Origin of the sequence: Streptomyces sp. NPDC046909 (genome assembly GCF_040644695.1) — a bacterium.
GTDB lineage: Bacteria > Actinomycetota > Actinomycetes > Streptomycetales > Streptomycetaceae > Streptomyces.
Map to the genome: position 1 here is coordinate 199263 of NZ_JBEYXC010000016.1, position 26692 is coordinate 225954.

General features: G+C 70.2%; 21 protein-coding genes. 7 read left to right on the top strand and 14 right to left on the bottom strand.

From position 1 onward, the window contains the following. Nucleotides 1–5: 5 nt before the first annotated feature. Genes ABZ928_RS40545 through ABZ928_RS40555 form a run of 3 tightly spaced genes read right to left on the bottom strand, consistent with a single transcriptional unit; the run spans nt 6 to nt 3153 of the window. The gene (locus ABZ928_RS40545; protein ID WP_361530425.1) at nt 6–806 is read right to left on the bottom strand and encodes an aldolase/citrate lyase family protein; all 801 of its coding nucleotides are present in this window, start codon (nt 804–806) and stop codon (nt 6–8) included. A gap of 32 nt (nt 807–838) precedes the next feature. Then, a complete protein-coding gene (locus tag ABZ928_RS40550) occupies nt 839–2290 on the bottom strand; it encodes an aldehyde dehydrogenase family protein (protein WP_361530428.1) in 1452 nt (483 codons plus the stop codon). Nucleotides 2291–2334: 44 nt separating this feature from the next. After that, nucleotides 2335–3153 carry an SDR family oxidoreductase gene (locus ABZ928_RS40555; protein ID WP_361530431.1) on the bottom strand — a complete coding sequence of 273 codons (819 nt, stop codon included), beginning with the start codon at nt 3151–3153 and terminating at the stop codon, nt 2335–2337. A gap of 137 nt (nt 3154–3290) precedes the next feature. On the opposite strand from ABZ928_RS40555, the gene ABZ928_RS40560 reads away from it, so the two are divergent. The 4 genes from ABZ928_RS40560 (at nt 3291) to ABZ928_RS40575 (ending at nt 9576) form a co-directional block, all read left to right on the top strand. Then, nucleotides 3291–4127, top strand: a complete 837-nt coding sequence (locus ABZ928_RS40560; RefSeq protein WP_361530434.1) for a hypothetical protein — start codon at nt 3291–3293, stop codon at nt 4125–4127. Nucleotides 4128–4180: 53 nt separating this feature from the next. Next, nucleotides 4181–7144, top strand: coding sequence for an FAD-binding and (Fe-S)-binding domain-containing protein (locus ABZ928_RS40565; protein ID WP_361530436.1), 2964 nt, complete (start codon nt 4181–4183; stop codon nt 7142–7144). Further along, nucleotides 7141–8631, top strand: coding sequence for an NAD-dependent succinate-semialdehyde dehydrogenase (locus ABZ928_RS40570; protein ID WP_361530439.1), 1491 nt, complete (start codon nt 7141–7143; stop codon nt 8629–8631). Before ABZ928_RS40565 ends, ABZ928_RS40570 begins: the two co-directional genes overlap by 4 nt. Before the next feature lie 165 nt (nt 8632–8796). Continuing rightward, complete coding sequence (locus ABZ928_RS40575; RefSeq protein WP_361530442.1) at nt 8797–9576, top strand: IclR family transcriptional regulator; 780 nt, start codon at nt 8797–8799, stop codon at nt 9574–9576. A gap of 51 nt (nt 9577–9627) precedes the next feature. On the opposite strand, the gene ABZ928_RS40580 is transcribed toward ABZ928_RS40575, so the two are convergent. Then, nucleotides 9628–10398 carry an SDR family oxidoreductase gene (locus tag ABZ928_RS40580; protein ID WP_361530445.1) on the bottom strand — a complete coding sequence of 257 codons (771 nt, stop codon included), beginning with the start codon at nt 10396–10398 and terminating at the stop codon, nt 9628–9630. A gap of 155 nt (nt 10399–10553) precedes the next feature. Between ABZ928_RS40580 and ABZ928_RS40585 the strand changes: the two genes are divergently transcribed. After that, nucleotides 10554–11630, top strand: a complete 1077-nt coding sequence (locus ABZ928_RS40585) for an LLM class flavin-dependent oxidoreductase (protein WP_361530447.1) — start codon at nt 10554–10556, stop codon at nt 11628–11630. 15 nt (nt 11631–11645) lie between these two features. Here ABZ928_RS40585 and ABZ928_RS40590 read toward each other — a convergent pair whose 3' ends face one another. From ABZ928_RS40590 to ABZ928_RS40630, 9 genes are all read right to left on the bottom strand, one after another. Next, a complete protein-coding gene (locus tag ABZ928_RS40590; RefSeq protein WP_361530450.1) occupies nt 11646–12587 on the bottom strand; it encodes a cyclase family protein in 942 nt (313 codons plus the stop codon). A gap of 28 nt (nt 12588–12615) precedes the next feature. Next, a complete protein-coding gene (locus ABZ928_RS40595; RefSeq protein ID WP_361530453.1) occupies nt 12616–13368 on the bottom strand; it encodes an SDR family NAD(P)-dependent oxidoreductase in 753 nt (250 codons plus the stop codon). A gap of 20 nt (nt 13369–13388) precedes the next feature. Continuing rightward, complete coding sequence (locus tag ABZ928_RS40600; RefSeq protein WP_361530456.1) at nt 13389–14204, bottom strand: ABC transporter ATP-binding protein; 816 nt, start codon at nt 14202–14204, stop codon at nt 13389–13391. Beyond that, complete coding sequence (locus tag ABZ928_RS40605) at nt 14201–16927, bottom strand: ATP-binding cassette domain-containing protein (RefSeq protein WP_361530459.1); 2727 nt, start codon at nt 16925–16927, stop codon at nt 14201–14203. The genes ABZ928_RS40600 and ABZ928_RS40605 overlap by 4 nt, the downstream gene beginning before the upstream one ends. Nucleotides 16928–16974: 47 nt before the next feature. Next, nucleotides 16975–17901 (bottom strand): alpha/beta hydrolase, encoded by a 927-nt coding sequence (locus tag ABZ928_RS40610; RefSeq protein WP_361530462.1) that lies wholly within the window; start codon nt 17899–17901, stop codon nt 16975–16977. Nucleotides 17902–17905: 4 nt separating this feature from the next. After that, nucleotides 17906–18661, bottom strand: a complete 756-nt coding sequence (locus tag ABZ928_RS40615; RefSeq protein WP_361530465.1) for a glucose 1-dehydrogenase — start codon at nt 18659–18661, stop codon at nt 17906–17908. 4 nt (nt 18662–18665) lie between these two features. Beyond that, complete coding sequence (locus ABZ928_RS40620; protein WP_361530468.1) at nt 18666–19808, bottom strand: LLM class flavin-dependent oxidoreductase; 1143 nt, start codon at nt 19806–19808, stop codon at nt 18666–18668. Nucleotides 19809–19902: 94 nt separating this feature from the next. Continuing rightward, nucleotides 19903–21624, bottom strand: a complete 1722-nt coding sequence (locus ABZ928_RS40625; protein WP_361530471.1) for a hydantoinase B/oxoprolinase family protein — start codon at nt 21622–21624, stop codon at nt 19903–19905. Then, on the bottom strand, nt 21621–23759 hold the full coding sequence (locus tag ABZ928_RS40630) for a hydantoinase/oxoprolinase family protein (protein ID WP_361530474.1): 2139 nt from the start codon (nt 23757–23759) through the stop codon (nt 21621–21623). Before ABZ928_RS40630 ends, ABZ928_RS40625 begins: the two co-directional genes overlap by 4 nt. Nucleotides 23760–23860: 101 nt before the next feature. Here ABZ928_RS40630 and ABZ928_RS40635 point away from each other — a divergent pair, with 101 nt between their 5' ends. Beyond that, on the top strand, nt 23861–24607 hold the full coding sequence (locus ABZ928_RS40635; RefSeq protein WP_361530477.1) for an SDR family NAD(P)-dependent oxidoreductase: 747 nt from the start codon (nt 23861–23863) through the stop codon (nt 24605–24607). 13 nt (nt 24608–24620) lie between these two features. Here the strand turns inward: ABZ928_RS40635 and ABZ928_RS40640 are convergent, their stop codons facing one another. Next, nucleotides 24621–25763 (bottom strand): acetyl-CoA C-acyltransferase, encoded by a 1143-nt coding sequence (locus ABZ928_RS40640; RefSeq protein WP_361530480.1) that lies wholly within the window; start codon nt 25761–25763, stop codon nt 24621–24623. Between the two features lie 228 nt (nt 25764–25991). On the opposite strand from ABZ928_RS40640, the gene ABZ928_RS40645 reads away from it, so the two are divergent. Next, a complete protein-coding gene (locus tag ABZ928_RS40645; RefSeq protein ID WP_361530483.1) occupies nt 25992–26684 on the top strand; it encodes a TetR/AcrR family transcriptional regulator in 693 nt (230 codons plus the stop codon). The last annotated feature ends 8 nt before the right edge of the window (nt 26685–26692 follow it).

A 26692-nucleotide genomic window follows, 5' to 3' on the forward strand; every position in this document is an offset into this window, starting at 1 on the left:
CCGTGTCATGCCGGTCGGTCGAACTGTCGGCGTCTCTGTGCTGCGGCGGCGCTGAGGAAGGAGATGTCGTTGCCGGTGGAGACGTAGCCGGCGCCGAGTTCCAGGTATTGACGGACGAGGTCGGGCCGTCCGCCGAGTCCGCCGATGCCCACCGCCTTGCCATGGGCGCGGCACGTGTCGATGACGTGGAGGAACGCCTTGTGCACCTCGGGGTGGTCCACCTGCCCCGGGACACCCAGCTCGACGCTGAGGTCGCTCGCGCCCACGAAGAGGATGTCCACGCCGTCCACCGCGGCGATCGCCTCGGCCGCGTCCAGGCCGGCCCGGGACTCGATCTGGGTCACCACCATGGAGCCCTGGTCGAGCTCACGGACGGTCTGATCGACGGGGAGGGACCGGTAGAGGAGTTGGGGCGCCGCACCCGCCAGGGAGCGCTCGCCCCAAGGCGCGTGCTTCACAGCACGCACCGCGGCACGTGCCTCGTCGGCGGACTGCACTCCGGGCACAACGATCCCCATCGCGCCAGCGTCCATGACCCTGGCGATGAAGAACGGGTCCGGGCCGGGGACGCGGACGAGAGGAGTGACTCCCAGGTGGGTGCAGGCCATGCAGATCTGGCCCGCGGCCTCCAGGGGAAAGCTGCTGTGCTCCATGTCGATGTAGATCGAATCGAACCCGGCTGTGTGCGCGATGGCGGCGATGTCGACAGTCCGCACCAGCCGGACGGTCATCGAGAACACCGGCTCGCCCCGGGACAGCTTCTCCTTGACGGGATTGCGCAGCAGAGGGGTGGCTTCACTGGTCATGTTCTGACGGCTCCTGACCGACTCGGGGTGTCTCAGCCGAACAGCGTCGGCAGCGTCTGCGCCTCGTCCTCGAACCCGTACACGGATTTGACCTCGAGATATTCGTCGAGCCCGAACCTGCCCATCGAGCGGCCGATGCCGGACTGCTTGTAGCCGCCCATGGGCGTGTACGAGTCCGTGGCCGCGCCGTTGTAGCTGATCCGTCCGGCGCGCAGCCCGTTCACCACGCGGCGGGCGTTCGTCCGGTCGCCGCCGAAGACATAGCCGCCGAGCCCGTAGGGCGAGTCGTTGGCGATGCGCAGGGCGTCGTCCTGGGCGCGGTAGGGCAGGACGGCCAGGACGGGGCCGAAGATCTCCTCGCGGGCGATCCTCATGTCCGGGGTGACCGAGGTGAACACCGTGGGCTGCACGAAGTAGCCCCGGGCGAGGCCTTCGGGGCGCTCGGCGCCGCCGGTGACGAGGCGGGCGCCCTCGTCGAGACCGCTCTGGATGTACTCCCTGATCGACTTGAACTGGGCGGCGCTGACGACGGGGCCCATGGTCGTCGAGCTCTCCAGGGGGTCGCCCAGCCGGTAGCGGCGTGCCTCGTCGACCAGGAAGGGCACCACCTGCTCGACCTGGCTCTCGTGCACCAGCATCCGGCTGGGGGCGTGGCAGGACTGGCCGGCGTTGAAGAAGCAGCGTTGGACGTTCCAGCGCGCGGCCTGTTCGAGGTCGGCGTCGGGCAGCACGATGTTGGCCGACTTGCCGCCCAGTTCGAGGCAGACCCGTTTCACGGTGCCCGCGGCGGCGGCCCCCACCAGCTTGCCGGCGGCGGTGGACCCGGTGAAGGAGATCATGTCTACGCCCGGGTGGTGGGACAACCTGTCGCCCACGTCCCGGCCGGTTCCGTTGACCAGGTTGAACACGCCCGGCGGCACGTCGGCCTCGTGCAGCACCTCGGCGAGGAGAGCACCGCTCGCGGCGGAGTTGAGGCTGGGCTTGGCGACCACCGTGCACCCGGCGGCCAGCGCGTAAATGACCTTGATCACGCCCGTCTGGATCGGCCAGTTCCACGGTGAGATCAGCGCGCAGACGCCGATCGGCTCGCGCCGGACGACGGCGCCGCCCACCCGCGACTCGAAGGGGTACTCGCGCAGCAGGTCGCGGGCCACCCTCATGTGCTGGGCCGGTCCGGTGACCTGGGCGCGGTTGCCGACGGGAATGCCGACCTCGCGCGCGATCAGCTCGGAGAACTCGTCGAGGCGTGATTCGTACGCGTCGATGACGCGGTCGATCAGCGCGATCCGTTCTTCCACCGAGGTGGTGGAGAAGCTTTCGAACGCGTCCTGGGCCGCGGCGACCGCGCGGTCCGCGTCCGCGGCGGTGCCGAGCGCCACCCGAGTGAAGACCTCCTCGCGGGTGGGGTCGATGAGCTCCAGTTCGTGGGGCTCGATCGGCTCGGTCCATCGACCGTCTATATAGAGGTGCGGGTACTGCCTCATGAGCGGCTCGGTCTCCTCGGCATGCGTGTGGCTTGTCGGGTCGGTCAACTGCTGTGGGTGTAGCCGCCGTCGCACGCGATCGTCTGACCGGTGATGAACGCGGACGCCGGTGCGGCCAGGAAGAACATGACGCCGACCAGGTCGGTGGGGACCATGTTCCGCGGGATGCACTGCTGGGACGCCGCGCGCGCACGGGCCTCGGCGGGCTGATCGCGCTCGACCTCCGTGGTGACCATGCCCGGCCGCACGCAGTTGACGGTGATCCCGTGGCCGCCCAGCTCGCGCGCCAGGGAGTTGGTCATACCGATCACTGCCGACTTGGAGGTGACGTAATGGAGATAGTTGCCGACGCCTCGGGTCACCGCGTCGGAGGAGATGTTGATGATGCGGCCGAAGCCCGCCTCGCGCATGTACCGGGCCACCGCCCGCACGCACAGATAGCTCCCGGTGACGTTGACCTTCAGCACCTGCTCCCACTGCGCCACCGGGATCTGGTCGAACGGCCCCTTCTCGATGGTCGCGAAGATCGACGCGTTGTTGATCAGTACGTCGACCCGGCCCCACTTCTCGATGACGGTGGCGACCATCGCCTCGACGGACGCCTCGTCGGCCACGTCCACCCTGACGGCCAGGCCGACCCCGCCGACGTCATGGATCTCCTTGACGACCAAGTCCGCCTTGCCGACGTCGAGGTCGGCGACCACGGCGAAGGCTCCGGCCGCGGCGAACTGGCGGGCCAGTTCGCGGCCGATGCCCTGGGCGGCACCGGTGACGACAACCACTCGCCGCTCGACGCCAAAATCCCGCGCCGACGCCGGCACGCCGGAGTCATAGGGAGTGTGAGTCAGGGGTGTCGTCGTCATCGTCGATCCTCGCGGCGTCGCACTTCATCCAGGGGGCTCTTGAACGTTATCCCGCATTATGGGATATCGTCAACGAAGGCTATCGGTCCTGATCGGCTTCGGCCGCGGGACGACACCCGTTTTGTGAAGGAGTAGAGATGCGCGTCAGCAAGGCATCCGACACCGGCAGTGAGCGCGTCGGGACCATGCGTGAGGGAACGCTCGACCAGAAGCACCTCCTGGTCGGCGAAGACGGCTCGCCCAACAATTACGACCTGAACATGGGCCTCACCGGCGGTGGCGGCTGGCGGACCCCTCGCCACCGGCACAACTTCGACCAGATCCGCTACGTCATTCAGGGCCGGCTGCCCTACACCGAGAGCCACGTGCTGGAGGAAGGCTGGGTGGGGTACTTCCCCGAGAGCGTCCACTACGGCCCCCAGGAGCGCCCCGAGGGCCTTCGCACCATGGTGCTGCAATGCGGCGGGGCGAGCGGCGCCGGCTACCTCAGCGTCGCGCAGCGTGAGGCAGTCAACGCCGAGCTGGCCAGGACCGGCGAGTTCAAGAAGGGCCTGTACCACTACACCGACGCCAACGGTGTACCCCAGACCAAGGACGGCTCGGAGGCGATCTTCGAGCACGCCACAGGCGGCAAGCTCGAGTTCGCGACCCCGCGCTACACCGACGTCATCGCGATGAACCCGGAGGCCTACGCCTGGCAGGAGAGCGACCCCGGCGTCTCGGAAAAGTGGCTCGGCAGCTTCACGGAACGCGACCTGCGGATCGGGTTCCTGCGCCTGGACGCCGGCGCGGTCTACCAGGCGGGCCTGCACCCCTCCATCGAGATCCTCTTCCAGATCAACGGCAGGGTGACGACAGGCGGCGAGAAGTACGGTCCCGAGACCGGCTACGAGTTCCTAGCGGGCGAGGGTCCGGTGCCCGTCGAGGCCGTCGAGCCGACCGATTTCTTCCGCGCGGTGCTGCACAGGTTCTGAGTCGACACCGGTCGCCGGCCACCGCCTGACCTTCCGAGAAAGAGCTCATGCCCATGACCCATTACGCCGGCCGTCCGGCGTTGCTCCGGGAACTCGCCGAAGCAGGGGTGCCGGCGGACACGTCACCACGGCGACGTTCCGAATACGCGTACGACGCCTCCAACTACCGAGTCGAACCGCTCGCGGTCGTCTTCCCGCGCACCGTCGACGACGTCGTGGCCGCCCTCGCGGCGTGCCGGGCGAGCGGCTCCCCGGTCATCGCCCGAGGGGGCGGAACATCCATGGCGGGCAACGCCGTCGGCCCCGGTGTCGTCCTGGACTTCTCACGGCACATGGACCGCGTCCTCGCCGTCGATGAGGAGGCTGGCACGGCCGACGTCGAACCCGGCGTCGTCCTCGCGACCCTGTCCCGCGAGGTGGAACGGGCCACCGGCGGTCGCCGCACGTTCGCGCCCGACCCTTCGTCGAAGAATCGCGCCACGGTCGGCGGAGCGATCGGCAACGACGCCTGCGGCAACCACTCCGTACGCTACGGCCGCACCTCCGACCACGTGGCGGAGATCGACCTCGTCACGTCCGACGGTGCGCGCCTGACGGCGACCGAGACAGGCCTGCAGGCCACCGATCCCTCCGACACGTTCTCCGTCATCCGGGCGGCTGCCCTCACGGCGTCGCTGACCCGGCTCGCGCAGGAGAACCTGAGCGCTCTCCGCCTCGAACTGGGCCGCATTCCCCGGCAGGTCTCCGGCTATCACCTCGACAATCTCCTGCCGGAGAAGAAGTTCAACATCGCGCGCGCCGTTGTCGGTTCCGAGGGGACGTGGGCCATCGTCGTCGGGGCTCGCATGAAGCTCGTACCGAAGCCGGCGAGCGCGCTGCTCGTCTGCCTCGGCTACGAGGACGTAGTCGACGCCGCCCGCGACATCCCGACGATCCTCGAATTCTCTCCGGCCGCCGTCGAGGGCACCGACGAGGCCATCGTCGCCACGATGCGGGACCGTCGGGGCCCCGATTCCGTCCTGGGCCTACCCGAAGGACGGGCCTGGCTCTTCGTGGACCTCGACGGCGACGACCCGGCATCGGTGCGCGCCCAGGCGGACCGGCTGCTCGCACGGCTGGCGGAGAACGGGCGACTGGTGCAGGGCCGGGCGGCCGCCGATCCGGCGGAGCGCGCTTCGCTCTGGCGGGTCCGGGAAGACGGGGCGGGCCTGTCCTCCCGACTGGCGTCGGGGGGCGAGTCCTGGCCGGGCTGGGAGGACTCGGCGGTCGCGCCCGAGCGCCTCGCCGACTACCTCGCGGACCTCCGCGAACTCCTGGCCGAGCACCAGCTCACCGGGGTCATGTACGGGCACTTCGGCGCCGGCTGCATGCACATCCGCATCACCTACGACCTGCGGAGCGAGAAGGGCCGCGAGGTCTTCCGCACGTTCACCCACCAGGCCGCCGAACTCGTGGTCCGGCACGGCGGATCGCTGTCCGGCGAGCACGGCGACGGCCGTGCACGGTCCGAGCTGCTGCCCCTCATGTACTCGCCCGAGATGATGGCCGCGTTCTCCGAGTGCCGCCGCCTGTGGGATCCCGCGGGCATCCTCAACCCAGGCTCCATGACGGACCCCGACCCCATGGACGCCCACCTCGCCCTCGCGGGGGTGCCGGAACGCGAATGGCGCACGAGCTTCGACCTGAGCCCGGCGGCGTCCGCCGCGACGGATCCGTGGTCTCACGCCGTACAGGGCTGCATCGGCGTGGGCCGGTGCCGCGCGGACAGCGGCGGGGTGATGTGCCCGAGCTTCCGCGCCACGCGGGACGAGAAGGACTCGACGCGAGGACGTGCCCGCGTCCTGCAGGACATGGTCCGCGGCGCGCGCACGGTCGAGGACGGCTGGCGGTCCGAGGAGGTCCGGGAGGCGCTGGACCTCTGCCTGGCGTGCAAGGCCTGCTCGACCGACTGCCCGGCCGGCGTGGACATGGCCACCTACAAGTCGGAGTTCTTCGATCACTACTACCGAGGCCGCCTCCGGCCGCTCGCGCACTTCTCGCTCGGCTGGCTCCCCCGCTGGCTCAAGCTGATGGGCCGCCTCTCCCGCCTAGTCAACGCGGTGCTCGCGACCCCGATGGGCAAGGTCGCAGCGGCGGCGGGCGGGCTCACCACGAAACGCGCGCTGCCACGGTTCGCCGGGGCAAGGGAGTGGCGGCGCGAGGTCGCCGACGCCGGCATCACCACGGCGAGCGGGGGCGCGGACTCGGTGGTCCTGTTCGTGGACACGTTCACGCGCGGCTTCCGGCCCGAAGTAGCCGGCGCCGCGGCTCGCGTCCTCGCGGACGCCGGCGCCGCCGTCGCATGCTCCGCCGACGTCTGCTGCGGTCTGACCTGGATCTCGACGGGCCAGCTCGGTACCGCGAAACGGCTGCTCGCCAAGGCCGCGGAAGCGCTCGACGACGGCACCGACCGACCGATCGTCGTCGTCGAGCCAAGCTGCGCGGCCGCGCTCCGCAAGGACCTGCCCGAGCTGGTTCACACGGAGCAGGCCAAGCGGGTCGCGGCACGGGTGCGCAGTTTCGCCGCGCATATCGCCGACCGGGTGTCCGCCGGCTGGGAGCCGTCCCCGGCGACACCGGTGCCGGAGCAGGCCGTGCTACAGACGCACTGCCACGAGTACTCGGTCTTCGGAGCGGCGGCCCAGCGGACGGCACTTCAGGCGGCCGGCGTACGCGAGGTCGTCGACGCGAACGGCTGCTGCGGCGTGGCCGGAAACTTCGGCTTCGAAGCCCAGCACTATGAGGTGAGCATGCGGGTCGCCGAGCAGTCGCTGGCCCCCGCGCTCAGGGCCACCGGCCACGACGCCGCCGTACTGACCGACGGCTTCTCGTGCGCCAGACAGGTCGACCAGCTCGATGCCGCGAGACCGGGCCTGCACCTGGCTCAGGTCCTCGACCCGGGCAGAACCACCGCCGCCAACCCGACTTCCACCACCACGACCGACCGCCACACCAAGCAATCAGAGGGACTCTCATGACGACGAATGCCGGCGCCCTGCGCACCTCGCAGCGCGCAAGCGAGGCCATCGCCACGGTCAGCACAGGCGTCTTCATCGACGGACACTGGGGCGAAGCCGCGTCCGGCGCCCGCTTCGACGTCGTCAATCCGGCGACCGAGGAAGTCATCGCGACCGTGGCCGACGGCGGCCCCGAGGACGCCCTCCGCGCCATCGAAACCGCGGGCCGCGTACAGAAGGACTGGGCCAGGACAGCTCCCCGTGAGCGCGGCGAGATCCTGCGCCGCGCCTACGACCTGATCATGGCACGGCAGGACGAGCTGGCCCTCATCATGACCACCGAGATGGGCAAACCCCTCGGCGAGGCCAAGGGCGAGGTCGCGTACGCCGCCGAGTTCTTCCGCTGGTTCGCCGAGGAAGCCGTCCGCATCGGCGGCGACCTCACGACGACGGGCGACGGGAAGAACCGCATCCTCGTCTCGCGCGAACCCGTCGGCCCCTGTGTGCTTGTCACCCCGTGGAACTTCCCCCTCGCCATGGGCACCCGCAAGATCGGACCGGCCATCGCGGCCGGCTGCACGATCGTGTTCAAGCCCGCCAACCTCACCCCGCTCTCCTCCCTGGCACTCGTGGACATCCTGGTCGAGGCCGGGCTCCCCGCGGGAGTCCTCAACGTCGTGTGCACGACCGAGGCGTCCGCGGTGGTCTCGCCGTGGATGTCGAGCGGCATCGCGCGCAAGATCAGCTTCACGGGTTCGACCGGGGTGGGCGTCCGCCTGCTGGAGCAAGCGTCCCAGCACGTCATGCGCTCGTCGATGGAGCTCGGCGGCAACGCCCCCTTCATCGTCTTCGAGGACGCCGACCTCGACCGTGCAGTCGAGGGCGCGGTCGCCGCCAAGATGCGCAACATGGGCGAGGCCTGCACGGCCGCCAACCGGATCTTCGTCCAGCGGCCCGTCGCTGAGGAGTTCGCTCGCCGTCTCGCCACGCGGCTGGACGCGCTGTCGGTCGGCGACGGCGCCGAGCCGGGCACCGAGGTCGGCCCGCTCGTGGAGGAGAAGGCCCTGCGGAAGGTCCAGGAGCTCGTCGACGACGCCGTCGCCAAGGGCGCGAAGGTCGTCTGCGGCGGGAACCGGCCGGAGCGCCCGGGCTACTTCTACGCCCCCACCGTCCTCTCGGACGTCTCGGCGGAGGCGGACCTCATGACCGAGGAGATCTTCGGTCCGGTGGCTCCCGTCGTCCCGTTCGACACGGAGGAGGAGGCCGTCAGCATGGCCAATGACACCCCATGGGGCCTCGCGGGTTACCTGTTCACTCAGGACGTGGACCGCGGATTCCGTGTGGGGGAAGCCCTGGAGGTCGGCATGGTCGGCCTGAACACCGGCATCGTGTCCAATCCCGCCGCGCCGTTCGGCGGCGTCAAGGCGTCCGGTCTGGGCCGCGAGGGCGGTCGCGTGGGCATCGACGAGTTCCTGGAGTACAAGTACATGGCGATCCCACGGGTTTGACCCGCCGAGGGCCTGAGCGGGGCAATCGGCGCCGCTCAGGCCCTGAATTCCGGTGAGTGCGGAGGGGCAGAAGTCCGCCATTTGGCCGGGCATTACCATGGTGGTCGAGATGGGCACCCATTCACCACGTGGACAAAATCCCATATTGTGAGATATTGTCCAAAGATGACGGTGACAGCAACTCCGGACAGCGCCGGCAGTTTGGCCAAGATGCTGCACATCCTGCAGCTGTTCAGCGAGGCAGAGCCCGTTTGGTCGACGGCCAACATCATCGAGGCCCTGGAGACCTCCAGGTCGACGGGATATCGCTACATCAAGACGCTCCACGAAGCGGGGCTGCTCACCGTGGTGCGCAATGGCCACTACGCTCTCGGCCCGCGGATCATCGAGATGGACCTCCAGATTCGCCTGACGGACCCACTGCTCCTGGCCAGCCATGGCGTACTCGAGGAACTGGTGGACAAGATCGGGCACTCGGCTCTTCTGTGTACCGCGTTTCGCGACTCGGTTCTGTGCGTCGGCGAGTACCGCGCCCCGTCGAGCCCCGCGAACCGGTTCAGCCGCGGTCAGCGGCGCCCGTTGTTCCAAGGAGCGGTGTCGAAGGTCATCCTGGCCTATCTCCCCCATCACCGCCTCAAGGCCGTCTACCGCCGCCAGAGCAAGGAAATCGAGAACGCCGGGCTGGGCAGCACGTGGACCGACTTCCGCGCGACCCTGGGACAGATCAAGAGGGACGGTTACGTCCTGACCGTCGGAGAGTTCAATCCCGGCGTCCGCAGCGTCGCCGCACCCATTCTCACCGATCAGAAGACCTCTCTGGGCAGCGTGGGTGTCGCCTGGGACGAGAACGAGCGGCGTGACGTCGACCTCCAGCAGGCCGTGTTCGCGGTCAAGCAGGCCGCAACGACCATCTCGGAACGCATGATGGAGGGGCAGGGCGACTGACGTGCCCGTGCTTCCGTCAGATGCGGACTTCCGCACTCGACGGAGCAGAGCTCAGACTCCGTAGGCACCGTCGACGTCGAGCGTCTGCCCACTGATGAATCCGGCACGGTCGGAGGCGAGGAAACAGACCGCCTCGGCGATGTCGTGCGCCTTGCCGAAGCGGCGCAGCGGAATGTTGGCCCGGGCGACCTCGAGCGCCGCCTCGTCGAGGTCACCGGACTCCATGAGCCGTACCGCCATACCGTCCACGAGCATGCCGGGACCGACACAGTTGGCCCGCACCCCGAACCTCCCCTCCTCCGCGGCGAACCCGCGCACCAGCGCCTCGACGGCACCTTTCGGCCCGGCGGAAAGACCGTCACGAACCGGGAATCGCCGTGTGGCGGCCGTCGTCACGGCGACGAGTGAGCCCTTGGAAGCGCGCAGATAGGCCAGCGAGGGCTGCGCGAGGTTGAAGAACGCGACAACGTCCTGCTCCACCTGCCGGCGGAACTGCGCGGGCGGCACACGGCTGAGATGCACCATCGGCACGTGCGGCCCCGAGGCGTACACCAGGGTGTGGATCGCTCCGAACCGTTCGGCGACGTCCTGGAGGAACCCCGTGGTCGCCGCCTCGTCGGCGAGGTCCAACTGCCAGGCAACAGCCCGCCGCCCGGACCGCCCCACGTCGTCCGCGAGCAGTGAGGCGGTCTCGGCGTTCTTGCGGTAGGTCAGGGCGAGGTCGCTGCCGCGTTCGGCCAGCATCCGCGCGATCGCCGCCCCGATACCTCCGGTGGCCCCGGCCACGACCGCCGCTCCGGGACGGTCGGCGAAGTCCTTCATACGCGCCTCCTCGATGACACGGACCGCTTCTCCGGTGGCGGCCGCGCTGCTACTGTACAAACCAAGCTAACGCTTGGTCTACGGCGAGAGCGCCCACCTCGAGAGCCGAAGGCACCCAGCCTCGCCGGACCGCCCCAGCCCCTGAGGAGCGCAGAGTGTCAGCACCGCGACGGCCTATGAAGTTCTCCACGTTCAACCTCTTCCACGGCTTCGACGGCATGACCGTCCGCGAGGTGTACGACTACAACCTCGAACTCGCCGAGTACGTCGAGGAACTCGGCTTCGACGGCTTCTGGGTCGCCGAACACCACTTCCGCGACTACGGCACCGTGCCCTGCACGCCCGCTCTGCTGTCGTACCTCGCCGCGCGGACCGAGCGCCTGCGCCTGGGCACCGGCATCGTCGTGCTGCCCCTGCACAACCCGGTGCACATCGCCGAACAGATCGCCCAGTTGGACGTCCTGTCCGGCGGCCGGGTCGACTTCGGCATCGGACGCGGTTACCAGAGCGTGGAGTTCGAGTCGTTCGGTCTGGACCTCGCCGAAGCCCGCGACCGGTTCGACGAGTGTCTGGAGGTCATCCAGGGTCTGTGGACCCAGGACGACTTCCGGCACGAGGGCAGGTACTACAGCACGGGCACCATCAACCTGGTGCCCAAGCCCGAGCAGAAGCCCCATCCCCCGGTGTACGTCGCCGCGGTGAGCCCGGAGACCGTCGAGCTGTACGCCGCGCGCGGTCTGCCGATCCTCGCCGACCCCGCCGCCCCCTTCAAGAAGATCGGCCGCGCGGCTGAGGCCTGGCACACCGCCGCGGCGGCGGCCGGCCACGACGACGCGGACGTCGAGCTGGTGGTCTCACGCTCGGTGTATGTCGCCCCGACCGTCGAACAGGCCCGTGCCGACCAGGAGCGCTTCGAGAAGCTCTTCGACCGGTCACGGATCTTCAACCGCCAGAGTGCTCCGATCGACTCCGGGACCGGTGAGGTCGCCAAGGGCTTCGAGTACTGGCAGGACCGCTATCTCAAGGGCGGAGCGGTCGACAACGACTTCCGCTGGGAGCAGCTGGAGGTGATCGGCGACCCCAAGCGGGTGATCTCCCAGATCCGCATGCTGCAGGAGTTCGGCTACTCGCAGCTGATGTGCGACTTCGGCAGCACCCGCCCGGTACCACTGGCGGACATGAAGAAGACGCTGCGCTTCTTCGCCGAGGAGGTCATCCCTGCGTTCCGATGAACGTCGGCCTCCCGGTCACAGCACCGCGACCGGGTTGACCGCGCTTCCGGTGCCCCCCTCGATGGCGAGGGGGGCGGCGACGAAGAGGAAGTCATGGCGGCCGGTGGCGGCGAGGTCCTCCAGCCAGAGCATCTCCAGCAGGTAGACGCCCCGCGACCACAACAGCAGAAGGTGCAGGTCCTCGTCGGGCCCGGCATCGAAGGAACCGTCCATCGCCAGGGCTCCCACCGCGGCGTTGTCGCAGGCGACGGCCGTGACATCGTGGTCGGCCAGCCACCGGCCACCGGAGTGGTCGAGACCCGGCTGGCCACCCTGGTACCGGACACGGTCGGCCGCGTACACCGTCGGCCATCCAGTGCGCACCAACGCCACGTCACCCGGCCGGAGTTCGACGCCGTGCGACTTCACGATGTCCTCCAGGACATCCGCTCCGATGCGCACCGACTCGTCGAGATACGGCACTCCCAGGTGGGCCGCCACGTCGAAGAGCACCCCGCGCGCGACCAGAGGCCCGGCCTTCTCGATACCGCAACGGGTGGCCCCGTAGGAGCGGACGCGTGCGGCGGAGTGGCCGTTGTACAGTCTGTCGCCCCGCCACATGTGGCACAGGGCGTCCATGTGCGTGGTCGTGCCGTGGTGGGAGAGCATCAGGGCGTCGTCCGCCACCCCGATGCTGCCGTTCAGCATCCGCGCGCCGGCCGTGTAGTCGGCGCCGTCGACGGACATGAAGTGCTGGGGCAGCGGTCGGCCGGGCAGATGCGGGACCGAGGCCCGTCCCGGACCGGACGTCGAACCGCGGATGGGCATCCCGAGGCTGATCAGCCGTCCCTCGCGAACCGCGCCAACGGCGCCCAGGACGGCTTCGGGGGTGAGCAGGTTCGCCGCTCCCCGTTCGTCGTCCGCGCCCCAGCGGTCCCAGTTGGAGCCCACTGGAGCAGACCCGGGTGTGTCGGTCATCGTCACAACTCCCTTGTGCTGGGAGGCGTCACACCATGGTGACGCCTCCGCTGACGCTGATCGTCTGACCGGTGACGTACGCCGCCGAGTCGCCGCTGAGATACGTCACGAGGCCGGCCACCTCGTCCGGCTCCCCCGCCCGGCGCAGGGGCACCGTACGCAGGAGGGCCTCCATCATCCGGGGGCGTTCCTCGCCGACCTTGCGCAACATCGGGGTGTCGACCAGGCCGGGACACACCACGTTGCTGGTGACGCCGTCCCGGGCTGCCTCCCTGGCGAGGGTCTTGGCCAGCCCGAACAGCCCCGCCTTGCAGGCCGCGTACACGCTCTCCCCGCCCGCTCCGGCGCGGGCACCGTCGGTGGCGACGAAGACGAGCCGACCCCAGCCGCGCTCCCGCATCCCCGGCAGAAACATGTGCGAGAGCAGCATCGGGGCACGCAGGTTGATGCGCCACATGCGGTCCCAGGTGGCAGGGTCGCTCTCGGTGAACGGCTGGACCGTGGTGACGCCCGCGTTGTTCACCAGGACGTCGACGCCGCCGAACCGGTCCACCACCTCGCGGCCGAGGAGCGCCAGCGCCTCCTGGTCGTCGAGGTCGATACCGAGGGCGACGGCGTCCGGCAGTTCGCCTGCGACGCCCCGGGCGCCTGGCTCGTCGACGTCGGCGATCAGGACCCGGGCCCCGGCGGCGGCGAGTTGGCGGCAGATCGCCGCTCCGATACCGCTCGTTCCCCCGGTCACCAGGGCCGTCCTGCCCTTCGCTTCCGGCGTTTCCGTCATCGAGCTCCTCTCGTTGCGTCTCATCCGCGCAGATACGCCTCGCGAACGGACTCGTCCGCGGCCACTTCGGCGGGATTGCCCTCCATGAGCACCTCGCCGAGGTTGAGGACGACGATCCGCCCGCAGTTGTCCATGACGAACCGCACGTCGTGCTCGACGAGCAGGACCGCGGTGGACCGGCTCTCCATGAGCCGGTGAACGATGCCGATGAGGCGCGACGACTCCGCCTCGTCCAGCCCCGAGGTCGGCTCGTCGAGGAGCAGCACCGACGGCTCGTCCACGACCGCGCGGGCCAGCTCCATCAGGCGGGCGAGACCGACCGGCAGATGACCGGCGTAGGTGTCGCGCTGCTCCCACAGGCCGACCTCGTGCAGCGTCTCCTCGGCCCGCGCTCGCCGGACGCGCTCCAGTCGGCGGCGGGACGGCAGGCCCAGCACGTCGGCCATGAGGCCGCCTCCGCCGCCATGCCACTCCAGTGCGGCCAGCAGATTGTCGAGGACGGAGAGCCGGCCGAAGACCTGCTGCCGCTGGAAGGTGCGGCGCAGGCCCAGCCGAGACCGGTTCAGCGCCGTCTCACCGGTGACATCGCGGCCGCCGAGCAGGACCCGACCGGCACTGGGCCGGTTCAGGCCCGAGACTGCGTCGAACAGGGTCGTCTTGCCCGCCCCGTTGGGGCCGATGAGGCCCAGCAGCTCACCGGGGGCGACCCGCAGCGAGACGGCGTTCACCGCGCGCACTCCGCCGAAGCGGACGGTGAGGTCCTCGGCTTCCAAGGCGGCCGGCGCGCCGACGGTCGTCGCTTGCAGGGTGTCGAGCTCTTCGGCTGTCGTTTTCATGCCTGCACCGTGTTCCTGGTCGTCGGGGCTTCGGCCGTGATGCCCAGATAGGCCTCGGCGAGTCGGGGCTCGTCGACCAGCCGGCGCGGCCCCGACCAGGTCACGCGTCCGGCGGCCAGACAGACGACCTCGTCGGCGATGGCGAGGACGTCGTGGACCTTTTCCTCGGCCAGCAGAAGCGAGACACCCCGGTCGCGGAGTTCGGCGAAGACCTCGAATATCTGGTCGACGACGCGCGGTGCGAGACCGAGCGCGGGCTCGTCCGCGACGATCAGCTTCGGTGGTCGGACCAACACCGGGGCGAGGGTGAGCAGTTGCTGCTCGCCTCCTGAAAGGACCCCCGCGAGTCCCCGTCGGCGCTCGGCCAGGATCGGGAAGCGGTCGTAGACCTCCGCGATCTCGTCGGCGTCGCGCAGCCAGGTACCGAGGTTCTCCTCCACGGTCAGGCCGGGGAACACGCCGCGCGCCTCGGGCGCCGTGAAGAGTCCGGCCCGGGCGCGCCGGTGTGCGGGCCACGCGGTGACGTCGGTGCCGTCGAAGATCACGTGCCCACCCGTCACCGCGACCTGGCCAGTGGACACGCCCACCGTCGTGGACTTGCCTGCCCCGTTTGCTCCGAGGAGGGCAACCACGGCGCCGCGGCGCACGACGAGGTCGATGCCCCGCAGCACGGGCACATCGCCGTAGCCCGCGTCAACCTGGCGCAGTTCGAGGACGGTCGGCTCGGCGGACTCGGCCAGCTCGGCGGCGGGCGCGGGTTCGGTGACCTTCGTGGCCCGGGCCGGTGCGGCGATCGGCTCAGCGGCAGAGGGGCGGTTCCGGCGCCGGTGCCGCATCTCGGAGAACTGGGAGACGGCCCCGTCCGGGTACTTGGCCAACACCATGCCGCCCACCCCGAAGAGGATGTTGGGAATGTGCGGCGAGTCGGTGACGTACGAGAACAGCTGCGGCGCCACGGCCGCCAGGAACCCGGCGAGCAACGCGGGACCGACCCGGCGCACGCCCTGGACCACGACGACCGCCAGCCAGAAGAACCCGGCGAAGGCGGGGTAGTCAGTGTTGATGATGCGGCCGTTGTACATGGCGGCGAGCACGCCGCCGAGTCCGGCGATGGCGGCCGAGGACATGAACAGGACCAGCTTGGTGCGGGTGGCCGAGATGCCGTGCGTGGCCGCAGCGGCGGGGGCACTGCGTACGGCGAGGACGGCTCGGCCGGTGCTCGACCGTTCCAGGTTGATGATGCCGAGGGAGACGATGCCCGCCACCACGAGCAGGAACACCGTCATGACCCGGGGGTCGGTGAGGTTGAAGCCGGCGATCGCCACCGTCGGCAGGTCCCAGCCGAGCTGGTGGTTGGTCATGGCGTCGAGCTGGAAGAGGAGCTTGTCGCCGAGCATGGCCAGCGCCAGCGTGGACAGTGCGAGCACCCGGCCGCCCAGGCGCAGGGCGGGCAGGGCGACCAACGCACCCAGCACGGTGGCCGTCAGGACACCGGCGAGCACCGCCCCGCCGAACGGCACCCCGCGCGCGGTGAGCGCGCCGGTGACGAGGGCGGCGGCGGTGACGAAGGTGGCCTGCGCGAAGCTGACCATGCCTCCGATGCCGGTGACGATCACGAACGACAGGAAGATGACGCCGAAGGCGAGCCCTTGGGCGGCGAGACCGGCCCAGAAGTCCGAGGCGAAGAAGAACAGCCAGACGAGCAGGGCGACCACCGCCAGAGCCCACGGCAGGGCGCGCCGCCAGGGCGGAAGGTCGGCCAGGTAGTCGGGCGGCGGCGCGTCCTCGGCGACCGATCCGGCGATCCGGCGCCGGGAGCGGTTGAAGAACAACAGGCCCAGGAAGAGCAGCAGGACAGGGAAGGAGGAGCGGAAGCCCGGGATGCCTCCGGCGAAGTCGGCGTACCCGGCCACGAGGTTCTGTACGACGCCGAGCAGCAGGCCGGTGCCGAAGGCGACGGGGACAGAGCGCAGCCGGGCGAAGACGGCGGCGGTCGCGGAGAGCACCAGGAGCACGGTGAACGCGCTGGAGTCCAGGCCCACGACGGGTGCGGCGAGGACGCCGGCGAGTCCGCCGAGCAGGCAGCTGAGCATCCAGGAGGCTGCCGATGCCCGGTCCGGGTCCACACCGCGGAGGGCGGCGAGGTCACGGCGGTCCGACGTCGCCCGCATCGAGAGCCCCAGGGAGGTCCTACGCAGCAGGAACCACAGGCCCGCCGCGACGACCGCGGCGGCGACGAAGGTGATGAGCTGGTTGGAGTCGACGCCCACTTCGCCGAAGAGTTTCCAGTGGTGTGCGGGCGAGGGGCCCAGTCCGGGCACCGAGTACTGGTTCGCCGGGTTCGCCAGGCCGAGGTGGAGACTGCTGATCGCCTGTTCGACGAGGAACAGGGCTAGGGAGGGCAGCGCCACCAGCAGGCCGATGGTGGCCACGATCTGTGCCACCTCGCCCGACCTGGACAGCTCGTTGAACATCAGCCGGTGCAGGGCCAGTCCGATGAGCGGTCCGATGACGCAGACGGCGATGACGGCGGCCGGGACGACCGGCATGCCGAGGCCGGTGTTGAGCTCGAAGTAGGTCAGCGCACTGACGAAGCCGATGCCGCCCAGAGCAAAGTTGAAGATGCCCGAAGCGGTGTAGGACAGCACCAGGCCGGAGGCCATCAGCGCGTAAATCGCGCCGGAGACCAGGCCGGTGAGGATGAATCCGAAGAACAGGGACATGCTGGCCTCTCTCGCTTCCCGACCGGACAGCGGGATGTGACGATGTTTCAGGGGCGGTCGAGCGCCGCCCGCACCTGGGCCACCGCCTCGCCGAACGCCTCGCGGGCGACCGGCAGCAGGGCTCCGAATCCGAAGAAACCGTGGAAGGCGCCGGCACAGCGGTGCGCGGTGACCGACACCCCGGCCTCGCGCAGCCGCTCGGCGTAGTGCTCGCCCTCGTCGCGCAGCACGTCGTGCTCGGCGGTGACGATGTGCGCCGGGGGCAGCCCGGTGAGGTCGGGTGCCCGCAGCGGTGCCGCGTACGGGTCGGCGCGAGCCGACGGGTCGATGGCGTACTGGTCCCAGAACCAACGCATGTGGTCGGCGGTGAGCAGGTACCCCGTGGCGTTCTCGACATAGGACAGACGGGTGAAGTCGGTGTCGAGCACGGGGTAGATCAGCAGCTGGAACGCAACGGCGGGTCCGTGCCGGTCCCGGGCCAGCAGGGCCGCGGCGGCGGCGAGGTTCCCGCCGGCGCTGTCGCCCGCGAGAACCACCGGACCACCCTGCCGTGCCGCCCACTCGAGGACCGCGTAGACGTCTTCGAGCGGCTCGGGGAAAGGGTGCTCGGGGGCGAGTCCGTAGTCGACGGAGACGACAGCGCAGGAGGTCCGGTTGGCGAGCCGACGGCAGATGTCGTCGTGTCCGTCCAGGTCGCCGAAGGTCCAGCCGCCGCCGTGGCAGAACACCATCAGCGGCGCGGGCGAGGCCGGTTCGTCCAAGGGCCGGTAGACGCGCACCGGCACGGTGCGGCCGTGCGGCCCGGGTACGGTGCGGTCCTCGACCGAGCCGACGGGGGTCGGATCGGTGAGAGCTTCGGGTGGGGTGGCCATGAGCTTCCGGGCCTCGGCCGCGTCGGTGATCTCCGTGCCGATGCGGGACATGACCAGGTCGATCTCGGCGACGATCGCCGCCGCGGTGGCGGACAGGGCCACGGTGTCACCGTCCGTCCTGGAGGGCGGGGCCGGTCAAGGCGCCGCCGTCGATGGTGAACTCGGCCCCGGTGATGTAGGAGGAGGTGTCGGAGGCGAGGAAGAGGACCAGTTCGGCGACCTCCTCAGGTCTGCCGGCCCGGCGCAGCGGCACGTGCGGGAAGTCCTCGTCCGCCCCGGACAAGGCGCCCGCGATCATGGGGGTGTCGATCACGCCGGGGTGCACCGAGTTGACGCGGATGCGGTACGGCGCGAGTTCGAGGGCGGCGGTCTTCGTCAGGCCGCGCAGCGCCCACTTGGTGGCGCCGTAGCCGGCGTGACCGGGGTAGCCGGCCAGACCGGCGGCGGAGGAGATGTTGACGACCGAGCCTCCGCCGCCCTCCCGCATCACCGGCGCGCAGGCCTGGATGCCGAGGACCGCGCCGATGGTGTTGACCCGGTAGAACCGCTCCAGCCGCTCGGCGGTCTCCTCCAACAGTGGCCGGGTGCCGTAGATCGCCGCGTTGTTGACGAGGACGTCCAGGCGGCCGAACATCTCGACCGCCGTGCTCACCGCGAGGCGCCACTGCTCCTGGTCGGCCACGTCCAAGGGCACGAACACCGCGCTGTCGCCCAACTCTTCGGCCACGCTTTTGCCGTCGTCGGCGAGCACGTCCGTGACGACCACCCGGACTCCCGCCGCGACGAACCGACGGGCCTCGGCCGCGCCCTGCCCCCGGCCCGCCCCGGTAATCAGCGCGACCTTCCCCTCCAGGCCGGGCATGTGCTCAGGCCTTCTTCTGCTGGTCGCGGAAGTGCGGGATGACGGTCTCGCCCCACTGGCGGATGGTCTCCATGCACACCTCGTGCGGGACCAAGCCCATCTGGATCAGACACATGATCTCGTCGGCGCCCGCGTCGACCAGCTGCTGCACGTAGTCGATCGCCCGCTGGGCGTCGCCATAGGCGTGGTTGACGTTGAACGGCGCCGCGGTCTCGGGGTTGACCGGGATCTGCGCCTCGTGCAGCCGGGAGATGTGGGCCTGCTTGCGCTCCTCCAGATCGCCCAGCGGGTCGTCACCGAACTCCAGCGCGGGGGGTTCGCCGCCGCCGTACCAGTAGGCGATGGACTCGGCGAAGAAGCGCTGCCCGCGGACGCCGTAGCGGCGGGCGCTCTCGGCGTCGTCGGAGACGATGGTCGGGCACAGGGCGACCAGCGAGTCGTTGGCGACGGTGGAGACCATGGTGTCCGGGGTGCGCGCGGCGATCGCCTCGTCGTAGATCTTGCGGTAGAGGCGGATCTCGTCCGGTCCGGCGAACCCCATGACGAGGGCGCCGACACCGTACTCGGCGGCCAGTTTCACCGTGTCCCGCTTGGTGCAGGCCAGGAACAGCGGCGGATGCGGGGTCTGCACGGGGCGGGGCAGGATCTTGTGGTACTTGCCTTCCGGGGGCTTGATGTCGAGCAGCTCACCGTGCCACTCGAACGTCTCGTTCTGCCAGGCGGACCCGAACAGCCGCAGGGCTTCGTCCACCTCGGCATAGGTGCGCTCCGGGTCGACCCCGCACAACGCCATCTCCTGCAGGGTGGCGCCCCGGCCGGCGCCCACGTCGACCCGGCCGCCCGAGAGCACATCCAGCATCGCGGCCCGTTCCGCCGCGCGCACCGGGTGGTTGTAGTTGAACGGCATGCACACCACGCCGTGGCCGATGCGGATGCGGGAGGTGCGCGCGGCCACCCAGGTCAGGAAGATCTCCGGCGCGCTCATGTGGGCGTACCACTCCAGTGCGTGGTGTTCGACCGCCCACACCCGGTCGAAGCCCATCTCCTCGCCCAGGACGGCCTGTTCGACACAGTCCCGCAGCACCTGCTGTTCCGCCGCCGGCGACGAGTCCGCCGTCTGGGCTTCGAAGATCATCGAGAACTTCATCGGTCTCCCCTGCGTATCGGTTGCTCTGCGTGCAGCGCGCCGCGGGCGCCGGGGCGCCTGTGGATCGCGGTGTTCATCAAGCGGCTCTTGCGGATCACGGTTGTCGGGCGGAGCGAATGGCGTGTGTGGCGTCGTGGTCGACTTCGCCGCTCGGGGTGAGGACCACGCCGTAGACCTCGGTCGCGGCCTCGGGTGTCACACGGCCGTCAGCCAGGTCGCTCAGCACGAGGTCGATGTCCCGGACGGCGGGCTGCCCGATTCCGCCGCCGCCGCTGGTCTCCACGACGAACGCCTCGCCGGCCCGGAACAGCTCGTTGTTCATCTTCGACGGCAGCCGTTGCCTGCTGCCGTCACCGGTGAGCCGGTAGAAGCCACCGATTGCTCCGGCCGTCCCGCCGTCGCGTCCCCGGGGCGGGTTCAGCAGCCGGTCGCCCCGCGTGGTGACGTGGGCGTCGGCGTGCAGACGGAAGACCGTGCGGGTGCCCAGGCCGCCCCGCCAGCGGCCGGCGCCGCCGGAGTCGGGTACGTACTCCATGCTCTCGACCACGAACGGGCAGCGGCTCTCGACGGGTTCGACCTGGGGTACCGAGTTACGGCCCAGGCCGAAGTGGACCCCAGTGGCGTCCGGTCCGTCCTTGCCGCTGCGCGCGCCGACGCCGCCGAAGTCGTAGGCCAGGTGGATCCAGTAAGGGGCGTCGTGCGCAGCGATGGTGAAGGGCTGCAGGATGCCGGAGGCGGCGATGGCGCGCTCCGGGAAGGCGTCCGACAGTGCCTGCCAGATGGCTTCCATAGCGGCGTAGCAGGGGATGAAGCGCCCCCCGCACGGGTACGGGGACTGCGCGTTGAGCAGGGAGCCCTCCGGGAGGCGGACGTCGAGCACGCGCAGGCAGCCGTCGTTCATGGGGATCGTGGGGTCGAGGAAGCAGCGGACCGCGAACACCGCGGCGGCCAGCGACTGGGAGAGGCTGGAGTTGACCGCCGCGGCCACCTGGGCGTCGGTGCCCTCGAAGTCGAGTACGGCCCTGCCGTCGCCGATGGTCACCGCGACCCGCACGGTGTAGGACGCGTCGGGGTGGATGCCGTCGTCGTCGATGGCGTACTCGGAGCGGTAGGTGCCGCCGTGGAACTGTGTGAGGGCGGAGCGGGTGCGCTGCTCGGTGTGGTCGAGGTAGTCGACGACGCCCTGCCGGAAGGCCTTCGGACCGTACTCGCCGAGCAGCTTCTCCACCCGTCCGGCGGCGACCGTCGTACCGGCGATGAGGGCCCGCACATCGCCGAGGACCTTGTCCGGGGTACGGCTGTTGAGGGCGAGGATGCGGGTGATCTGGTCGTCGGTTCCCGCGGCGGTGGCGATCCGCACCGGCGGCAGCTGCAGGCCTTCCAGGTAGATCTCGGTGGCGAGGGTGGCCATGCCGCCGGCCGAGATGCCGCCGAGGTCGGAGACGTGGATCAGCGTGGCCGTGAAGTACTCGACGCGGCCGTCGACGAATACGGGACGGAAGACCAGCAGGTCGTTGGTGTGGATGCCGCCGCCGTAGGCGTCGTTGGTCATGAAGACGTCGCCCGGCCGCATCGACTCCAACGGGAAGTCCTCGACGACGTAGGGCAGCGCCACCGACAGGGCCATGCTGTTCATCAGCGTGGTCGCGACCGAGTGCGCGATGAGCCGGCCCTCGCGGTCGAGGATCGCGGCCGAGGCGTCGGAGCCTTCCACGATGAACGTGGAGTGGGCCGAGCGCACCACGACGATGCTCGCCTCCTCGGCGGCCACGGCCAGGGCGTTGCGCAAGACCTCGGAGGTCAGTGTGTCCGTCATCGGGTTCCTCCCGCTCGGCTCTGGGTCCTGCTCAGCACGACGTTGCCCTCCGCGTCGACGCGCGCGTGCCAGGCGGGCGGGACGACGACGGTGGACTCGGCGTCCTGCACGATCGCCGGGCCGTCGAAGGCGTCACCGTCGCGCAGGCGGGCCCGGTCGTACACGGGGGTCGCCCGGTGGCCGTCGTACTCGCGGAACCAGACCGGGCGGTGCGCGAGGCCTCCCGAGGCGGTTTCGGCGCCGCCCGGTTTGCGGCTCACGGGGACCTTGGGCACCACGCGAGTCACCCGGACCCGGCAGCTGACGAACTCGACGGGCCCGCGCAGTTCGATGCCGTACGCGCGGTGGTACTCGGCGTAGAACCGCTCGGCGGCCTCGTCGAGGTCGGCCTTGGTGAGGGGGCTGCCGGAGACGGAGACGGTGAGTTCGTGGGCCTGTCCGGTGAAGCGAACGTCTGCCGAGCGGTGCACCTCCACGTCGGGATCGGCCAGTTGGACGCCCAGATCGAGGGCGGCGGACCCGCTCAGTTCGGTGAACGTCCGCTCCAGCGCGTCGAGGTCGGCGTCCGCGTGCGTCACCGGCCGGGTCAGCACCCGGTCGGTGCTCAGGTCCGTGACCAGCAGGCCCACGGCGGAGCCCACACCGCAGGACGGCGGGACGATGACAGTGTCGATGTCGAACCGCTCGGCCACGCGCGCCGCGTGCATCGGGCCCGCCCCGCCGAACGCCACGACGGCGAAGCCGCGCGGGTCGATGCCCCGCTGGACGGTGACCACATGGACGGCGCCGCCCATGGTGGCGTTGGCTATCTCGTGCACCGCGTGCGCGGCGACGGCGCGGTCCACGCCCAGCGGACCGGCCAGTCGGGTGTCGATCGCCCGCTCGGCCAGGTCCCGGCGCAGGGCGAGGGTGCCGCCGGCGATGGTGTCGGGGTCGAGGTAGCCGAGGACGAGGTTGCAGTCGGTGACCGTGGGTTCGGTGCCGCCCAGGTCGTAGCAGGCCGGTCCGGGCTGGGAGCCGGCCGAGCGGGGGCCGACATGCAGGGTTCCGACGTCGTCGACCCAAGCGATGGAGCCGCCGCCCGCGCCTACCTCGGCAAGATCGATGGCCGGCGTCTTGACGGGGACGCCGGTGCCGGCCCGCCTGCCGCCGAAGCTGCCCTTTCCGCCGACGTGGAACTCCCGGGTGACGTCGGGCCGTCCGTCGCGGATGACGCAGGCCTTGGCGGTGGTACCGCCCATGTCAAAGGAGATGACGTCCGGCCTGCCGACGGCCAGTCCAGTGGCCCGCGCGGAGATCACTCCGGCCGCGGGGCCGGACTCGATGGTGGCCACGGCACGGCGTCCGGCCAGCTCGGCCGACATCACTCCGCCGCCGGACTCCATCACCTGCACGGTGGCCTGGATGCCGGACTCGGCCAGCCGCGACTCCAGCCTGCGCAGATAGCGGGTCATGACCGGGCCGACGTAGGCCGACATGAGGGTGGTGGTGGCGCGTTCGTACTCGCGCAGTTCGGGCCAGATGTCCGAGGAGACAACCACGGTCGCATCCGGAGACAACGTCTCACGCAGGATCTCGGCCACCCGGCGCTCGTGCTCCGGGTGGGCGTAGGAGTGCAGTAGACAGACGGCGACCGCGTCCACGCCGGTAGCGGCGATCCGCGCGGCGACCTCGTGTACGGCGTCCTCGTCCAGGCGGACGAGGACGGTCCCGTGGTGGTCGACCCGTTCGGGGACCTCGAAGCAGTCGGCGAGTGCGACCGGCGGGGCGGGCGGATCGAAGTGGATGTCGTAGCGGTCCTCCTCGACCCGTGCGTAGCGGCCGAGCGGCAGCATGCTGCGGAAACCCCGGGTGGTCACATAGGCGACACGTACGCCCTGACGTTCCAGGATGGCGTTGGTGGCGAGGGTGGTGGCGTGCACGACGCGAGTGACCGCCGCGGGTGTCACGGCGGCCTCGGACAGCGCCGACCGCACACCCCGCAGGATGCCTTCGGTTGGGTCGTCGTGCGAGCTCAAGCATTTGGTGACGGCGACCTGGCCGAGGGGTCCGGCGAGCACGATGTCCGTGAAGGTGCCGCCGACGTCGATGCCAAGCGCGTAGCCGTCCGTGATGTCCCTGTCGACGAGTGGCATGCCCGGAGACTACGACTTGAGCAAGCGCTAGTCTAGACACAAGCAAGTGCTTGGTTAAATACTGAGATGGCAGCCCCGACCTCAGCGAAGGGACGTTCGCCGTGGGGGAATTCGAAGGCAAAGCCGCTCTGGTCACCGGCGCCGGTTCCGGCATCGGACAGGCGGTCGCGGAGGAACTGGCGCGGCGAGGAGCACGGGTGGCGGCGCTCGACGTACGCACGGACGCGGCGCAGGAGACGGCGGCCGGGCTGCCGGGCGGCACCGAACGACACCTCGCGTTGACCGCCGACGTCACCTCGGTCGACGAAGTGGACCGGGCGGTGAACGCCGCCGTCGACGCGCTCGGCGGCGTCGACATGCTGGCCAATGTGGCGGGGATCCCGGACGATGCGGCCCTCTGCCATCTGATGTCGCCCGACCAGTGGCAGCGCGTGCTGTCCGTCGACCTCACCGGTCCCTTCCTCGCAGCCCGGGCGGTACTGCCATCGATGCTGGAGCGTGGCGCGGGAGCGATCGTCAACGTCTCCTCCCTCGCGGGGCTGGTCGCGAGCGCCGGCGGCGTCGCCTACACGGCCGCGAAGCACGGCGTGCTGGGCCTGACCAAGAGGCTCGCGGTGGAGTACGGGCCGCTGGGCATCCGCGCGAACGCGGTGTGCCCGGGTTACATCGCCACGCCCATGAACCTGCCGTACCGGGAGATGGTGAAAGAGGCGGTCGAGGCGACGCCGGCCGGACGGTGGGCCGAACCGGAGGAGGTCGCGCGGCTCGTCGCCTACCTGCTCGGCCCGGATGCCGGATACGTCCTGGGTGCGGCCTTCAGCATCGACGGCGGGGCCACCGCACTGTGACCCGCCGTACCGGTCACCGACGCGCAGGCGCACGCAGCAGGACCGCGTCCCCCTGCCCTCCGCCGCCGGACAGTGCGGCGACCCCCACTCCCCCGCCGCGCCGGTACAGTTCCAGGGCAAGCGTGAGGACCAGACGGGCACCCGTCATGCCGAGGGGATGCCCGAGGGCGATGCCGCCTCCATTGACGTTGACGCGGTCGGAGGTGAGACCGAGATCGCGCATGGCAGCGATGACCACGCCCGCGAACGCCTCGTTGATCTCGAACAGGTCGACGTCCCGTACGGCGATGCGGCCCGCTCGACGCATGGCGTCGCGAGCGGCGGCAGCCGGTTGCCCGAAGAGAGAAGGATCCGTTCCCGCGGTGACGCCGTAGGCACCGATCTCCGCAAGCCAGTCGAGTCCGAGCCGCATGGCGTGCTCCCGCCTCATCAGCACCAACGCACACCCACCGTCGGAGGGCTGCGCGTGACAGCGTCCTTGCGCCCCAGTGGTGGCCTGGGGACCCACGCCCTCGTCGTGTTCGAGGAGCGTGTCGACGCTCGCGGGTCCTGCGCCCACCGGGACGATCTCCTCCGTCAGCCTGCCCGCCTTGTCCGCGGCCAGGGCCTTGGCGTACGACAGGGCGGCGAACTCGTCCCGCTGCTCGGCGGGGACGTCGACCAGTTCCTGGTAGCGCTCGGTGGCGACGGTCGCGATCTCCCCATCGAACGCGCAGCGCAGAGCGTCGTGGTCGACGGAGTTCGCGCCGCGCGCGCCTCGCTCGGCATGGTGTCGCGGAGGCAGGAGACGTGGGGCGTTCGTCATCGACTCCATGCCACCCGCAACGACGATGTCGTGCTGGCCCGTACTGATGAGCTGGTCCGCGAACGCGACGGCCGTGAGGCCGGACAGACACAGCTTGTTGATGGTGGTCGCGGGGACGTCCATCGGGATTCCCGCGTCGGCCGCCGCCTGCCTCGCCGGATTGGGCCCGGCCCCGGCCTGCACTGCGCTGCCCATCACCACGGCGTCCACGTCACCCCCGTCGATGCCCGCGGCCCGAACGGCGGCGGCGATCGCCAGGGCGCCGAGACCGACCGCCGAATGGTCCCGCAGACCTCCGGCCACTCTCGCGATGGGCGTGCGAACCCCTGCGACGATGACTGATCCCGGCATACGTACCTCCCGTACTCTGCCGCGGCCGTGACCGGGCGACGAGGGCGGCGCGGAGCCGGTCCCATCGGCTCCATCGCCCGGTCACGGCCGAGACTGTAAGCCGATCGAACGATCCAATCAAGTGATTGCACAGCGGTTGACGCCACTGCATCCGGCAGGCCGGAGACGGCGCGCCCTCAGCAAGCAAGCATTTGCACAACTGTCCGCCGGGGGCAGATACTGGCGCGCGTGGCCAAGGGGATCGCACAACAGCACACATCGACGGGGCGCCGAACCCGCAAGTCGGCGGCCGACACCGGAGCGTCATCCGAACGCCGCGCCCAGATCGTCCGCATCGCGGCGGAGTTGTTCGCCGAGCGCGGCTACAAGGCGACCACGGTGCGCGCGATCGGCGACGCCGCGGGCGTACTGTCCGGCAGCCTCTACCACCACTTCGACTCCAAGGAAGCCATCGCCGACGAGCTCTTCACGAGCTACTTCGACGAGCTGCTGGGGACCTACCGGGAGATCACCGAGTCCGGGACCGACCCGAGGGATACCTTCAGCCGACTGGTGCGGGCCGCCTTCGAGTCGATCGAGCACCACCATGCCGCGGTGATCGTGCTCCAGAACGAGCAGCACTACCTCCACGAGTTCTCGCGCTTCAGCTACCTCGACGAGCGACAGCGGGACGTGGAACGCCTGTGGACCAAGGTGCTCGAGGACGGCATCGACGACGGGATCTTCCGCGACACACTGAACGCGAGGATCGTCTACCGATTCGTGCGGGACGCCATCGGTACGACGGCCCGGTGGTACCGGCCGAACGGGCAGCTCAAACCGCAGGAGCTGGCCGAGCAGTACCTGGCGATGACCCTCGACGGGATCACGGCGCCACGGCGCCGACCACGACGACCCCGGACCGCGTCCAGCGCGGGATAGCAGACGTC

Bases quoted from the DNA above. Each gene is read 5' to 3' on its own strand.
- ABZ928_RS40545 (WP_361530425.1), bottom strand. From the start codon at position 806: ATGACCAGTGAAGCCACCCCTCTGCTGCGCAATCCCGTCAAGGAGAAG.
- ABZ928_RS40555 (WP_361530431.1), bottom strand. From the start codon at position 3,153: ATGACGACGACACCCCTGACTCACACTCCCTATGACTCCGGCGTGCCG.
- ABZ928_RS40615 (WP_361530465.1), bottom strand. From the start codon at position 18,661: ATGCCCGGCCTGGAGGGGAAGGTCGCGCTGATTACCGGGGCGGGCCGG.
- ABZ928_RS40565 (WP_361530436.1), top strand. From the start codon at position 4,181: ATGACCCATTACGCCGGCCGTCCGGCGTTGCTCCGGGAACTCGCCGAA.
- ABZ928_RS40630 (WP_361530474.1), bottom strand. From the start codon at position 23,759: ATGCCACTCGTCGACAGGGACATCACGGACGGCTACGCGCTTGGCATC.
- ABZ928_RS40560 (WP_361530434.1), top strand. From the start codon at position 3,291: ATGCGCGTCAGCAAGGCATCCGACACCGGCAGTGAGCGCGTCGGGACC.
- ABZ928_RS40590 (WP_361530450.1), bottom strand. From the start codon at position 12,587: ATGACCGACACACCCGGGTCTGCTCCAGTGGGCTCCAACTGGGACCGC.
- ABZ928_RS40570 (WP_361530439.1), top strand. From the start codon at position 7,141: ATGACGACGAATGCCGGCGCCCTGCGCACCTCGCAGCGCGCAAGCGAG.
- ABZ928_RS40640 (WP_361530480.1), bottom strand. From the start codon at position 25,763: ATGCCGGGATCAGTCATCGTCGCAGGGGTTCGCACGCCCATCGCGAGA.
- ABZ928_RS40550 (WP_361530428.1), bottom strand. From the start codon at position 2,290: ATGAGGCAGTACCCGCACCTCTATATAGACGGTCGATGGACCGAGCCG.
- ABZ928_RS40600 (WP_361530456.1), bottom strand. From the start codon at position 14,204: ATGAAAACGACAGCCGAAGAGCTCGACACCCTGCAAGCGACGACCGTC.
- ABZ928_RS40625 (WP_361530471.1), bottom strand. From the start codon at position 21,624: ATGACGGACACACTGACCTCCGAGGTCTTGCGCAACGCCCTGGCCGTG.
- ABZ928_RS40580 (WP_361530445.1), bottom strand. From the start codon at position 10,398: ATGAAGGACTTCGCCGACCGTCCCGGAGCGGCGGTCGTGGCCGGGGCC.
- ABZ928_RS40575 (WP_361530442.1), top strand. From the start codon at position 8,797: ATGACGGTGACAGCAACTCCGGACAGCGCCGGCAGTTTGGCCAAGATG.
- ABZ928_RS40620 (WP_361530468.1), bottom strand. From the start codon at position 19,808: ATGAAGTTCTCGATGATCTTCGAAGCCCAGACGGCGGACTCGTCGCCG.
- ABZ928_RS40595 (WP_361530453.1), bottom strand. From the start codon at position 13,368: ATGACGGAAACGCCGGAAGCGAAGGGCAGGACGGCCCTGGTGACCGGG.
- ABZ928_RS40605 (WP_361530459.1), bottom strand. From the start codon at position 16,927: ATGTCCCTGTTCTTCGGATTCATCCTCACCGGCCTGGTCTCCGGCGCG.